Raw genomic sequence first — 12,179 nt, 5'->3', positions numbered from 1 at the left:
CGCCCCCGCGGCCGCATCTCCCCCCGACCGACCCCACCGACCGACCCCATCGACCGACAAGGAAATCCCCATGATCCTGATCATCAACTGCGGCAGTTCCAGCCTCAAATATCAGCTCTATACCCCTGATCTGGCAAAGGTTCTCGCCTCCGGCATCGTTGCAAAGATCGGTGAGCCCGAGGGCTATGCCGAGCATTTCGTCGGTCGCCGCGGCGAGCGGCGCCATTCCGAGACCGCAAATCACCATGACGCCTTCGGGGTGATGATGGAGGCGCTCCTGTCGCCCGAATATGGCGTGCTGGAATGCCCCGGCGCGATCACCGCCATCGGTCACCGCGTGGTGCATGGCGGCGCGATTTTCTTCGGTTCGGTCCTTGTGGACGATTGCGTCATCCAGGCGCTGCACGATTGCGCCCATTTCGCACCGCTCCACAACCCCGCCAATATTGTCGGCATCGAAGAGGCCCGGCGCGCCTTCCCCGGCGCGCCCAATGTCGCCGTTTTCGACACTGCCTTTCACCAGACCGTGCCGCCCAAGGCGCATCTCTATGCGCTGCCGTTCGAGCTCAGCACGGCTCATGGTATCCGCCGCTACGGCTTTCACGGCACTTCCTGCCGCTATGTGAGCCAAACCGCCGCCGAGCTGCTCAACCGTCCGATCGAGGCGCTGTCGATGGTCGTGTGCCACCTTGGCAACGGCGTTACACTCGATGCAATCGATGGCGGCAAATCGGTCGATACGACGATCGGCTTTGGCACGTTCAGCGGCGTGGCGATGGGCACGCGGGCGGGCGATTTTGACCCGGCGATCATTTTCCACCTTGTCAAGGAGCTTGGCATGAGCCTCGATCAAGTCGAGGAAATCTGCTATCGCAAGAGCGGGCTTCTGGGCCTTTCCGGCCTTTCCAATGACATGCGCGAGATCTGTACCGCCGCCGAAAAAGGCAACACCCGCTGCCAGCTCGCGCTTGAGGTCTTCACCTATCAGATCCGCAAGACGATTGGCGCCTATGCCGCCGCGATGGGCGGTATAGATGCGCTCGTCTTCACCGCAGGCATCGGCGAGAACAGCGCCGAGATCCGGGCGCGTATCTGTGCCGACATAGGCTTTTTGGGGATCGAGATCGACCCGCGGCTCAATGCCGCCGCGCGCGGCGGCGATCCGAACATCTCCGCCGCGGGCGCGCGGGTGGCCACGCTGGTCGTGCCGACAGACGAAGAACGGATGATCGCGATCGACACCGTCGCCCTGACCCGGCCCGGCGTGGCGGCGATGCAGGAAGAAAGCCCCCGCCTCGCCGCCGAGTGAGCGCCTTGGCAAAATCAAAACCGCCGGTCTTTTGCGAGACCGGCGGTTTTTCTTTGCGCGCGGTTTGGCTCAGGCGCCGAGCGTGCGCTCGATCAGCGAACACCAGTTCTCATGCGCGATCTTGCGCACCAGCGCCTCGCCATAGCCATGCGCCTGCATCGCCTCAACAAGCCCCTGCAGCCCCGCGACATCGCCCAGCACCGCGGGAATTTCGGCGCCGTCAAAATCCGAGCCAAGGCCGACGTGATCCTCGCCTAACCGCTCGATCAGGTAATCGAGGTGGCGCAGCATCGGCGCCCAGCCGCAGGCCGGATCCTTGATGCCAGTCTCGGTCAGGAAGCCCACCGCATAGTTCAACCCCACCATGCCGCGGCTTTCGCGGATCATGTCGAGCTGGCGGTCGGTGAGGTTGCGCGACGATGCGCAAAGCGCATGCACGTTCGAATGCGTGGCCACGAGCGGCGCATCGGAGAGCGCGGCCACATCGTCAAAGCCCTTCTCGTTGAGATGGCTCAGGTCGATCATCACCTTGAGCGCGTTGCATTCCTTCACAAGCCGCTTGCCCGCATCGGTGAGCCCCGGCCCGGTATCGGGCGAGGACGGGTAGGCAAAGGGCACGCCATGGCCAAAGAGCGTCGGGCGCGACCAGACCGGCCCGAGCGAGCGCAGCCCCATCGCATGGAACACATGAAGCGTATCAAGGCTTTCATCGATCGCCTCGGCGCCCTCCATATGCATGATGCCCGCGATCACCCCCTCCTTGAGTGCCGCGCGCACCTCCGCCCCGGTGCGGCAAATGCGGAAAGCGCCCTTGGCTGCGCGCTCCATCCAGAGCATGTGACCCGCCGCGGCGATGGCGGGCGCGAGCGCATCAGAGAAGGGAATCGCGTCGGGCAGCGGCAGCGCATAGGGCGGGTTTTCCATCTGCGCCATCAGATCGGCATCGTCATGCGACGCCGGCGAGGGCAGATAGATCGCGAAGAAGCCCCCCGCAAAGCCGCCCGCCTGCATCCGCGGCAGATCAAGCTGGCCTTTCCCCTCACCGGTGAGCCAGATCGTTTCGCGCCGCTCGGGCGCCTCCAGAAGCCGCAACAGAAGGTCGTTGTGGCCGTCGAACACGGGGATCATTTTCAGTCCTTTGAAGTGGCGCCCAACATCCGGTCGGCGGAAGCCGCGAACAGGTTGCGGGCATACTCGGTCTTCATGCGCGCGGAGGCGAGGTCTTCGCGGGCCAGCTCTTCGACGGCGCGGCCGTGCTGCATGACAAGGATGCGGTCGCACATATGGTCGATAACCGCAAGATCATGGCTGACCATCAAAAATGTCAAACCATGCTCGGCGCGCAGCCGGTTGAGCAGGTTGAGCACCTCTGCCTGCACCGAGGCATCAAGCGCCGAGGTGGGCTCGTCCAGAAGCAGGATCTCGGGCTCAAGCATCAGCGCGCGGGCAATCGCCACGCGCTGGCGCTGCCCGCCCGAAAGCTGGTGCGGATAGCGGAAGCGGAAGGAGGCGGGCAGGCCCACATCCTCAAGCGCGCGCACAACGCGGGCATCGGTGCCCTTGATGCCATGGATCGCGAGCGGCTCGGAGAGCGTGCGGTCAATGGTGTGGCGCGGATGCAGGCTCGCATAGGGGTCCTGGAACACCATCTGCACCCGGCTCGCAAAGGCCTTGGCGTTGCGCGTATTCACGGGCTCTCCAGCGATGCGGATCGCGCCGCCGGACACAGGCGCCAGCCCGCAGATCGCACGCAGAATGGTGGATTTGCCCGAGCCGCTTTCGCCCACAAGGCCAAAGCTCTGCTTGGCGCCGACCGAAAGGCTGACATTCTGCACCGCATGCACGCGCCGCCCCTTCGCCTCGAAGGTGACGGAAAGGTTGTCGATCTCGATGAAATCAGATTCGATCACATCACGCATTGGCCCAGTCCCCCGTGCGGTCGAGCCCCGGCAGGGGTTTGCGCGGCCCCCCGATGCGCGGCAAGCAATTCAAAAGCCCCTGCGTATAGGGGTGTTTGGCCTCCATCAGATCGCCCGCGGCCAGTTCCTCGACGATCTTGCCGCGATACATCACCAGCACCCGGTCGCAAAACCGCGCCACAAGGCGCAGATCGTGACTGATGAAGATGAGCCCCATGCCGCGCTCGCGCACGAGCCCGTCGAGGATCGCCATCACCTCCGCCTGCACCGTCACATCGAGCGCCGAGGTGGGCTCGTCGGCAATCAGCAGATCGGGCTCAGGGATCAGCATCATCGCGATCATCACGCGCTGCCCCATCCCGCCGGAAAGCTCATGCGGCCAGGCCTCCATCACCCGCTCGGGGTCGCGGATCTGCACCGCTTCCAGCGCGGCAATCGCCTTTTTGCGCGCCTCCGCCCGGCCAAGCCGGTCGCGCCGCAAAAGGCCCTCCATGAGCTGCGCGCCCACCCGCATCACCGGGTTGAGCGAGTATTTCGGGTCTTGCATCACCATGGCAAGGCGCGGCCCGCGCAACGCGCGCATCTGCTTTTCCGAGGCCTTCGTGAGGTCGATGCCGTCAAAGCGCATCCGGTCCGCCTCGATCCGCCCCGGCGGGCGGATGAGGCGCAGAACCGAGCGCCCGGTGATGGTCTTGCCGGAGCCGCTTTCCCCCACAATTCCAAGACGTTCACGCCCGAGGCTGAAGCTTACGCCACGCACAGCATGAACCGGGCCCGTCTCCGTATCAAAGGTGACACGGAGGTTTTCGATTTCCAGCAAACTCATCGCGAGGCACTCCGCGGGTCAAGCACGTCGCGCAGACCATCGCCCAGAAGGTTGAAGCCGAGCGACACAAGGAAGATCGCGAGGCCCGGCATGGTGGCCACCCACCATTGCTCGAACAGGAACTTGCGCCCCGAAGAGATCATCAGACCCCATTCGGGAAGCGGCGGCTGCACGCCAAGGCCGAGAAAGCCAAGGCCCGCGGCGATCAGGATCACCCCCGCCATGTCGAGCGTGACGCGGATGATCACCGAGGGCAGGCACATCGGCATGACATGGCCCCAGATGATCCGCCCGGCTCCGGCGCCCTGCAGCCGCACCGCGGCGATATAGTCCGAATTGCGCACGGTGAGCGTTTCGGCGCGTGCCACACGGGCATAGGGCGGCCATGCGGTCAGCGCGATCGCAAGCACGGCATTGACGATCCCCGGCCCCAGCACGGCGACAAGCGCGAGCGCCAGAATGAGCCGCGGGAAGGCAAGGAAGATATCGGTGATGCGCATCAGCACGGTATCGACGATGCCGCCGAAATAGCCCGCCACGGTACCGATGGCGAGGCCGATCACCGGCGCGGTCACGGCCACAAGGGCGATGATATAAAGCGTGATGCGCGCGCCATAGACGATGCGAGACCAGATATCGCGGCCAAAATCATCGGTGCCGAGCCAATGCCCCGGCGTGCCCGGCGGCAAGAGCCGCTGGCCGAGGTTCTGGGTGAACGGGTCATGCGTGGCAAAAAGCGGCGCGAAGGCGGCCATCGCGCACAAAAGCACAATGATGGCGAGCCCGAGCATTGCAAGATGGTTGCGCCTGAGCCGGAGCCAGGCCAGCCAGGCCTGCCCGATGCGCGCCTGCGCCCGCGACGAGGGCGAGGGATCGGTGAGCCATTGCGAAAGGGTCTGGGTCATGTGCGCGCCCTCGGATCAACGAGGCGGTAGAGCAGGTCCGACGCCATGTTGAGCGTCACGAAGGCGACGCCCACCACCACCGTGCCGCCCAGCACCGCGGGCATATCTGCGGCAAAGAGCGCATCGGTGATATAGCTGCCGAGCCCCGGCCAGGCGAAAATCGTTTCGGTCAGCACCGAACCTTCGAGCAGATAGGCATAGGAAAGCGCCACAACGGTGATCAGCGGCACCGAGACGTTGCGCATCGCATGCACCCAGATCACCCGCCATTCCGGCATACCCTTGACGCGGGCGGTGGTGATATATTCCTGGCTCAACTCGCCCAGCATGAAACTGCGCGTCATCCGGCTGATGTAGGCCATTGAAACGTAACCCAGAAGCCCTGCCGGGAGCACGATATGGGTGAGCGCATTGGCAAATACGTCCCAGGCGCCGTTGAGCGCGGAATCGATCAAGATCGCGCCGGTGTAGCGCGTCATCGTGAATTCGAGCATCATGTCATAGGAGGGGTCGAGACGGCCCGGGCCGCCGACCCAGCCAAGCTCGCCGTAGAAGATAAGAAGGCCAATGAGACCGAGCCAGAATACCGGCATCGAATAGCCGACAAGGCCGACGAGGCGGACGATCTGGTCCGAGATCGAGCCCGGCCGGGTGGCGGCAAGCACGCCCGCGGGCACGCCCAGAATGACCCCGATGATCGTGCCGAGCGTGGCGAGTTCGAGCGTGGCGGGGAAGCGGCGGGTGATCTCGGTCAGGACCGGCTGTTGCGTGCGGATCGACCGGCCCAGATCGCCCTGCACCGCATCGCGGACATAGATCCAGAATTGTTGCCAAAGTGGCGTATCGAGGCCAAGCGCCTCGCGCGCGGCGTCATATTGCGCCTGGGTCGCGCGTTCGCCCACGATCGACAGAACCGGGTCGATCGGCACGACGCGGCCGATGATGAAGGTGACGAGCAACAGGCCCAGAAGGGTGATGGCAAGAGTGACGAGCCCGCCGGCGATGCGGCGGAAAAGCTCGGTCAGGCGAGCGGGGAGGGAGAGTTCGGAAACTGCCATGAGGGGATGGCCCCGCCGCGCAGCCCAAAGACCGCGCGGCGGGAGGATCTTACTTCGTCACGGTCCAGTAGGTGGCGGAATCGGTCGCGCCACCGGCATAGAAGCCCTTGACGTTCGCCCGCATCGCATCCTGCCGCGCCTGCTGGAACATCAGCACGAAAGCGGAAGTGTCGCGGTGGGTGCGCTGCATGTCCTCATACATCGCGGCACGCTTGGCGGTATCGACTTCGCGCACCGCGGCCTCCGCCATCGCGCCCATTGCACCCGGATCCCAGGCGGTACGCCAGGCGAGATAGCCCGTGGCCTTCGCCTCGTCCGAGTTGTCGGGGTTTTCCGCGAAGGTCGAGGCGTTGGTCTGCGGGTCGGGATAATCCGGGCCCCAGGTCTGCAGCGTGATCTGATGCTGACGCGCGCGATACTTTTCAAGCACTTGCTTGCCGTCGCCCACATCGAGCGTCACGTTGATGCCGATCTGGCCGAAGGTGTTCTGCACCGATTGCGCAATATCCATGCGTTCTTGGTTGTTGCGCACGGTGAGCGAGAGGTTGAGCGGCAGCGTCACGCCCGACTCGGCCAGAAGCGCCTTCGCCTTGTCGAGATCGAGGTGATAGGGCGTCTCGTCCAGCGCGCCCAAAAAGCCTTGCGGCAGGAAGGCCTGATGCACCACCCACTGACCCTTCAGGATCGTGTCGGTCATGCCCTTGTAATCCACCGCCCAGCGCATCGCCTCAAGCACTTTCGGGTTGGTCAGCTCCGGCACTTTCTGGTTCATCGCGAGGTAGTAGATCTGCCCGCCGACGTCCCCCTGCACGGTGACATCGGGGTTGCCCTCGACACCGGCGATGTCGATCGGCGTCATCTCACGGCCGATGTCGATATCGCCCTTCTCGATCAGCAGCCGCTCGGTCGCGCCCTCGGGAATATGGCGCATCATGACGTATTTCATCGGCGCATCGCCGCGCCAGTGGCCCTCGCGCCGCTCAAGCACATAGCCTTCGCTCGGCTTGAAGCTCTTCAGCACATAGGCGCCGGTGCCCGCCGAGTTCGACTGCAGCCAGGCATTGCCCATGTCGCCATCAACTTCATGCTCCATCACCGTCTTCACATCGACGATTTCGGCCACGCCCGCGGTGAGGCAGTTGTAAACGAAGCTCGGCGCATAGGGTTTGTCGGTCTTGAGGATGACCGTGTCGCCCTCGGCGCGGATCGTTTCCTCGATATTATCCTTCGAGAGCCCGAACTGGGTGAGGATGAAGGCGGGGGTCTTGTCCATCATGACCACCCGCTTGAGCGAGGCGGCCGCAGCCTCGGCAGTGACCGGGTTGCCCGAGGAGAAGGTCACGCCCGGGCGCATTTTGAACGTATAGGTCACGCCGTCATCGGCGAGCGACCAGCTCTCCGCGAGCCCCGGCACCATCTTGCCCGATTCCGCCGGATCGAGTTCCACCAGCGTGTCATAGAGGTTGTTATTGAGGTCGGTGCCCGAAAATTCGAAGGCCTCGGCCGGGTCGATGGAGACGATATCGTCGATCGCATCGGCCAGCACCAGCGTATCGGCCGGCGTTCCCGCAAACAGCGCCACGGGCGCGGTGCAGGCCATCAGCGCCGCCAGAGCGAAAGCCTTGGGAAGGGTGAGGGGTGAATTCATGAGGGGACTCCCTGTCCGTTTCTGCGGTCAGGCTCATGCCGGGTGGCGCGGCCTGACCTGCGGCAAAAGTGACGTTTTTGTGAGGGGAGCGCAAGGCGGATCGGATGCAAGGCTGCCTCCCGCCCGGACGGCCGCCTTGAAACGGTTCAGACCGGGGCGGATCAGAGCCCGCGCACAAGCCCCGCTGCGAGGACGAGCATCATCCCCCCGACCACAAGATCGAGCAGCCGCCAGGCGCGAGGCTTTGCGAAGAGAGGCGCAAGGAAGCGCGCACCATAACCGAGCGCGGCAAACCAGATCAGGCTTGCTGCGCCCGCACCCAGAACAAAGGCCGGTTGCGCCCCGGCGGGCTGGGCTGCCCCGACCGAGCCAACGAGCAATACCGTATCAAGATAGACATGCGGGTTGAGGAGCGTGAACCCGGCCACGCGGGCGAGCGCTCCGCTCCGCGTCAGCCCCGCGCCACCGGCCTGGGCAACAAGCCGCTCCGCCCCAAGCGCGCGGCGCAGCGCCGAGAGGCCATACCAGCCAAGAAACGCCGCCCCCCCAAGCGAGAGCCAGAACAGAAGCCGCGGCGCCGCCCCGAGGAGGCCGCCGAGCCCCGCCACCCCGGCGCCGATCAGCACCAGATCCGTGAGCGCACAGAAGGCAACAACGGGCCCCACATGCTCGCGCCGAAGCCCTTGGCGCAGCACGAAGGCATTTTGCGCGCCGATCGCAACGATCAGCCCGAGCGAGAGGGCGAAGCCCGTGAAAAAGGGGGAAAGCTGGGTCATGGCGCTTTTCTGACCGCGGCGAGTAATGTAGTCCAGTTCAGGATGCTAAAGTGGATGAAGTATGGCTTAAGATGTTTGATTATCCACACCTCGCCGCGCTGGCGGCAGTGCTGCGCGAAGGCAGTTTCGAGCGCGCCGCGCGCGGGCTCGGCATCACGCCCTCGGCGGTGTCGCAACGCATCCGCGCGCTCGAGGAACGGGTGGGGGCCACGCTCGTGGTCCGCAGCCAGCCGCCCGTGGCCACCGAGGCAGGCGCGCGGCTTTGTGCCCATCTGGAACGGGTGCGGCTTCTTGAGGGCGAGGTCGCGGCCGATCTGCCGGGGCTTGGCGGGCCGGAGGCGGGACCGGTCACCCTGAATGTCGCTGTGAATGCCGACTCGCTCGGGAGCTGGTTCCTGCCTGCGGTGGCGCGCTTTGCCGAAGCCACCGGAGCGCTTGTGCATCTGACGCGCGAAGACGAGGAACACACCGCAAGGCGGCTGCGCCGGGGTGAGGTGCTCGCCGCGCTCACCACCGAGCCGATCCCCCTGCCCGGCTGTCGCACCCGCCCGCTTGGCGCGCTGCGCTATGCCGCCTGCGCGAGCCCCGCCTTTCTGCGCCGCCATTTTGCGCAAGGCGTGACACCGCAGGCACTCGCGCGCGCGCCCGTTTTGCAGTTCGACGCCAATGACGGGCTGCAGGCGCGCTGGCTGCGCCAGCAGTTCGACCTGCCGCTCACCGCGCCCGCGCATCGCGTCCCCTCGACACAAGGTTTTCTGGACGCCTGCCAGGCCGGGCTTGGCTGGGCGCTTCAGCCCCTGCCGCTGGCCGCCGGGATGATCGAGAGCGGCGCGCTGGTGGAGCTTCTGCGCGGGCGATATCTCGATGTGCCGCTGCACTGGCAGCATGTGCGGCTCGGCAGCCCGCTTCTTGAGAGGCTGACGAAAGAAGTGGTGGCCGAGGCCCGCACCCGGCTCATTGCGCTGCGCTGAACCGCTCCCCTCCGGGCAAGACCCCGAATCAAGGCGCGGGCGTGTCTTCGTTCTGCCTGCCAGGCAGGCAAGGCGCCCATCTCCCGGGCACTTCGGCCTCTCGTCGCGCCGGATGTCCGCCGCCCGCCCGCGGCCCGGCAGGCCAACCGCGGCAATTTGCGCAGCCGTTCCGGGCGGGAGTTTCGGCAAACGGCGCAAACGGATGATTTCGCGTCGGTTTGCGCCCGCCCGTCGGCGCACCGCGGCGCCTAAGCCGGAAAGGCACGGGGCCAGACGTGGGCAGGCGCGCTGCCGCTGACCCAGCCCACACAAGCGGCCGGCCCCGGACCATCTGGCAGAACAAGGAACCGAACAGATGAAGACACTCCTCCTCACCACGGTCATCGCCTCCTCGATGGCGGTGGCGGCCCAAGCCGAAGTGGTGGTCCTGAGCTGGGGCGGCGCCTATGGCGCGGCCGAAGTCGAGGCCCATGTGAAACCCTTCATGGAAGCCACCGGCATCAAGACCACGATGACCGATGCCGACAACCCCGCCACGCCGCTGAAAGCACAGGCGGAATCGGGCAACGTTTCGGTCGATGTCGCGCTCGTCGAATATGCCGATGCGGTGCGGCTGTGCGACGAGGGCCTGCTCGAGGAGATCGACCCCGATCTGCTCCTGCCCGGCTCCGACGGCACCCCGGCGATGGAAGATTTCCTGCCCGGCGCGGTGATGGATTGTGGCATTTCGACCGACCTCTGGGCGAATGTGATCGCTTATGACGCCTCGCAATTCCCCGGCGAGAAACCGACGAAAATCGCCGATTTCTTCGATCTGCAAAAATTCCCCGGCAAGCGCGGCGTGAAAAAGGCGCCCAAGACCGTGCTCGAAATGGCGCTGATGGCCGATGGTGTGCCGGCGGCGGAGGTCTATGACGTGCTCTCCACCGACGAGGGGCTCGACCGCGCCTTCGCCAAGCTCGACACGATCAAGAGCGACGTGATCTGGTGGGAAGCGGGCGCGCAGCCGCCGCAGCTTCTGGCCGATGGCGAAGTGTCGATGTCCACCGCCTATAACGGACGGATCTTCAATGCCGCGATCGAAGAGGGCAAGCCGCTTGTCGTGCTCTGGGACGGGCAAGTCTACGAGCACGAGATGTATGTGATCCCGAAAGGGGCGCCGCATCTGGATGACGCGATGAAGTATATCCAGTTCACCACCTCGACCGAGGGGCTGCGCCGCCAGGCACAATACATCTCCTACGGCCCGACCCGGAAATCCTCGAACGCGGGCGAGATCCTCTACAAGGACGGCAAGACTGTGATGGGTCCGCACCTGCCGACCTATCCGGCGAACATGACGAACGCGCTTGAGACCAACCTCGACTTCTGGGTCGACAATGACTCGGAACTGAACGAGCGCTTCAACGCCTGGCTGGCGAACTGAGGCAAGAAACGGGGTGGTGCGGGGCCATGGCTCCGCGCCACGCTAGCGGCCCGGCCAGGCAAGCTCCCGTTCTGGCCGGGCGCGCGATCTGCGGCAGCCGCGCGCCTTGCGTCAGGGCACCGGGCGCTCTCGCCACAAGATCACGCCCATCTGCTCGGCCGCGCGCTGCGACAGCACCGGGCTGATCAGCCCGCGTTGCGATTGATAGGCCCGGATCGCCGCGGTGGTGGCCCGATCAATCCGGCCGGTCTCCGGGCCCGCATAAAGCCCCCGCGCCGCAAGCGCACGTTGCAGGGTCTGGATGTGTTCGGGCGTCAGATCCGCGTCGCAGACACGGCGGAACCACAGCCGCTCGCCGCCTTCAACGATCCGCGCCTCGGTGATCGTATTGTAACGCGCAGGCTCCAGCACCACCCCGCTCACCGGATCGCGTTTCTCGGGCGCGACAAGCGCGTGCTCGGTCACAGTCTCGACCACAGCGGGGCGACGTTCCACATGATAGCAGCCGGGTGCCTGTGCCCCGGGGGAGGTGTCGCGCCACTCCCCCGCCAGCGTCAGCCGCGCCACGGCAGCCCCTGTGGCGACAATCGGTGCGCCGTCGCGCGTCGCCGCGGCCACCGCAGACTGTGACGGGGGAGGCGCCGCCTCCTGCGCCGCCTGCTCGACACAGGCGCAAAGAAAGAACGGCAGGGCGAGAGCAGAGAGGGAGAGGCGCGGCATGGAACTCGTCGGAGTGAATGGCGCGACCTTATCCGCTTTGCCTGCCCGCGCCTAGGGTCAGACTGATACCGCACCTACCGCACCCGCCTGCGTGAGCAAGGATGCGGCCAAGCGAGCGCTTCCCAAACCCTCCGCCTTCGCCTAAACCGGGTCCATCCCGCAACGCGGCAACGCATGAGGTACCAGATGGCAAAGATCACTTACGTCGAACACAATGGCACCCGCCACGAGATCGAGGTGAAACCGGGGCTCACGGTGATGGAAGGCGCGCGCGACAATGGCGTGCCCGGCATCGACGCCGATTGCGGCGGCGCCTGCGCTTGCTCGACCTGCCATGTCTATATCGACGAGGCCTGGATCGACCGGCTGCCCAAACCGCTGCCGACCGAAACCGACATGCTCGATTTCGCCTGGGAACCCGATCCGGTGAAATCGCGCCTGACCTGTCAGATCCGGGTCACGCCCGATCTCGACGGACTCGTGGTGCATCTGCCCGAAAAACAGATCTGACCCCGGCCAGACCCGGGCCTTTCCGGAGCCGCCCTTCGGGGCGGCTTTTCTTTGTGCGCAGGCGCCAAAGAAAAACGCGGCCCCGAGAGGGACCGCGTTTTCCGAATCTCT

At 65.5% G+C, this 12,179-nt stretch carries 12 protein-coding genes; 4 read left to right on the top strand and 8 right to left on the bottom strand.

Going from position 1 to position 12,179, the window contains the following annotated elements; genetic code table 11:
- Nucleotides 1-70: 70 nt before the first annotated feature.
- Nucleotides 71-1,309 (top strand): acetate kinase, encoded by a 1,239-nt coding sequence (locus tag CRO22_RS11210; RefSeq protein ID WP_097070243.1) that lies wholly within the window; start codon nucleotides 71-73, stop codon nucleotides 1,307-1,309.
- Between the two features lie 69 nt (nucleotides 1,310-1,378).
- Here CRO22_RS11210 and CRO22_RS11205 read toward each other — a convergent pair whose 3' ends face one another.
- The 7 genes from CRO22_RS11205 to CRO22_RS11175 all read right to left on the bottom strand — a co-directional run bounded on the left by CRO22_RS11205 (nucleotide 1,379) and on the right by CRO22_RS11175 (nucleotide 8,441).
- Entirely contained in the window at nucleotides 1,379-2,437 is a 1,059-nt protein-coding gene (locus CRO22_RS11205) for a dipeptidase (RefSeq protein WP_097070242.1), read from the bottom strand.
- A 2-nt stretch (nucleotides 2,438-2,439) separates the two neighbouring features.
- On the bottom strand, nucleotides 2,440-3,228 hold the full coding sequence (locus tag CRO22_RS11200) for an ABC transporter ATP-binding protein (RefSeq protein ID WP_097070241.1): 789 nt from the start codon (nucleotides 3,226-3,228) through the stop codon (nucleotides 2,440-2,442).
- A complete protein-coding gene (locus CRO22_RS11195) occupies nucleotides 3,221-4,054 on the bottom strand; it encodes an ABC transporter ATP-binding protein (protein ID WP_097070240.1) in 834 nt (277 codons plus the stop codon). Before CRO22_RS11195 ends, CRO22_RS11200 begins: the two co-directional genes overlap by 8 nt.
- On the bottom strand, nucleotides 4,051-4,959 hold the full coding sequence (nikC, locus tag CRO22_RS11190; protein WP_097070239.1) for a nickel transporter permease: 909 nt from the start codon (nucleotides 4,957-4,959) through the stop codon (nucleotides 4,051-4,053). Before nikC ends, CRO22_RS11195 begins: the two co-directional genes overlap by 4 nt.
- Nucleotides 4,956-6,017, bottom strand: a complete 1,062-nt coding sequence (locus tag CRO22_RS11185) for an ABC transporter permease (RefSeq protein WP_097070238.1) — start codon at nucleotides 6,015-6,017, stop codon at nucleotides 4,956-4,958. The genes nikC and CRO22_RS11185 overlap by 4 nt, the downstream gene beginning before the upstream one ends.
- 49 nt (nucleotides 6,018-6,066) lie before the next feature.
- Nucleotides 6,067-7,665 (bottom strand): ABC transporter substrate-binding protein, encoded by a 1,599-nt coding sequence (locus CRO22_RS11180; RefSeq protein WP_097070237.1) that lies wholly within the window; start codon nucleotides 7,663-7,665, stop codon nucleotides 6,067-6,069.
- 161 nt (nucleotides 7,666-7,826) lie between these two features.
- Entirely contained in the window at nucleotides 7,827-8,441 is a 615-nt protein-coding gene (locus tag CRO22_RS11175) for a LysE/ArgO family amino acid transporter (protein WP_097070236.1), read from the bottom strand.
- A 71-nt stretch (nucleotides 8,442-8,512) separates the two neighbouring features.
- Here CRO22_RS11175 and CRO22_RS11170 point away from each other — a divergent pair, with 71 nt between their 5' ends.
- The gene (locus tag CRO22_RS11170; protein WP_097070235.1) at nucleotides 8,513-9,412 is read left to right on the top strand and encodes a LysR family transcriptional regulator ArgP; all 900 of its coding nucleotides are present in this window, start codon (nucleotides 8,513-8,515) and stop codon (nucleotides 9,410-9,412) included.
- 355 nt (nucleotides 9,413-9,767) lie between these two features.
- Nucleotides 9,768-10,838 (top strand): ABC transporter substrate-binding protein, encoded by a 1,071-nt coding sequence (locus CRO22_RS11165; RefSeq protein WP_097070234.1) that lies wholly within the window; start codon nucleotides 9,768-9,770, stop codon nucleotides 10,836-10,838.
- Between the two features lie 111 nt (nucleotides 10,839-10,949).
- On the opposite strand, the gene CRO22_RS11160 is transcribed toward CRO22_RS11165, so the two are convergent.
- Entirely contained in the window at nucleotides 10,950-11,558 is a 609-nt protein-coding gene (locus tag CRO22_RS11160) for a peptidoglycan-binding domain-containing protein (protein ID WP_097070233.1), read from the bottom strand.
- 186 nt (nucleotides 11,559-11,744) lie between these two features.
- On the opposite strand from CRO22_RS11160, the gene fdxE reads away from it, so the two are divergent.
- Nucleotides 11,745-12,068 (top strand): ferredoxin FdxE, encoded by a 324-nt coding sequence (gene fdxE / locus CRO22_RS11155; protein ID WP_097070232.1) that lies wholly within the window; start codon nucleotides 11,745-11,747, stop codon nucleotides 12,066-12,068.
- Nucleotides 12,069-12,179: the final 111 nt, after the last annotated feature.

Origin of the sequence: Rhodobacter maris, assembly GCF_900217815.1 — a bacterium.
Classification (GTDB): Bacteria; Pseudomonadota; Alphaproteobacteria; order Rhodobacterales; family Rhodobacteraceae; genus Rhodobacter; species Rhodobacter maris.
The sequence above is the reverse complement of the archived record's forward strand: the minus strand, read 5'-3'. Positions and strand labels throughout refer to the sequence as shown.

Bases quoted from the DNA above. Each gene is read 5' to 3' on its own strand.
- CRO22_RS11210 (WP_097070243.1), top strand. From the start codon at position 71: ATGATCCTGATCATCAACTGCGGCAGTTCCAGCCTCAAATATCAGCTC.
- CRO22_RS11205 (WP_097070242.1), bottom strand. From the start codon at position 2,437: ATGATCCCCGTGTTCGACGGCCACAACGACCTTCTGTTGCGGCTTCTG.
- CRO22_RS11200 (WP_097070241.1), bottom strand. From the start codon at position 3,228: ATGCGTGATGTGATCGAATCTGATTTCATCGAGATCGACAACCTTTCC.
- CRO22_RS11195 (WP_097070240.1), bottom strand. From the start codon at position 4,054: ATGAGTTTGCTGGAAATCGAAAACCTCCGTGTCACCTTTGATACGGAG.
- nikC (WP_097070239.1), bottom strand. From the start codon at position 4,959: ATGACCCAGACCCTTTCGCAATGGCTCACCGATCCCTCGCCCTCGTCG.
- CRO22_RS11185 (WP_097070238.1), bottom strand. From the start codon at position 6,017: ATGGCAGTTTCCGAACTCTCCCTCCCCGCTCGCCTGACCGAGCTTTTC.
- CRO22_RS11180 (WP_097070237.1), bottom strand. From the start codon at position 7,665: ATGAATTCACCCCTCACCCTTCCCAAGGCTTTCGCTCTGGCGGCGCTG.
- CRO22_RS11175 (WP_097070236.1), bottom strand. From the start codon at position 8,441: ATGACCCAGCTTTCCCCCTTTTTCACGGGCTTCGCCCTCTCGCTCGGG.
- CRO22_RS11170 (WP_097070235.1), top strand. From the start codon at position 8,513: ATGTTTGATTATCCACACCTCGCCGCGCTGGCGGCAGTGCTGCGCGAA.
- CRO22_RS11165 (WP_097070234.1), top strand. From the start codon at position 9,768: ATGAAGACACTCCTCCTCACCACGGTCATCGCCTCCTCGATGGCGGTG.
- CRO22_RS11160 (WP_097070233.1), bottom strand. From the start codon at position 11,558: ATGCCGCGCCTCTCCCTCTCTGCTCTCGCCCTGCCGTTCTTTCTTTGC.
- fdxE (WP_097070232.1), top strand. From the start codon at position 11,745: ATGGCAAAGATCACTTACGTCGAACACAATGGCACCCGCCACGAGATC.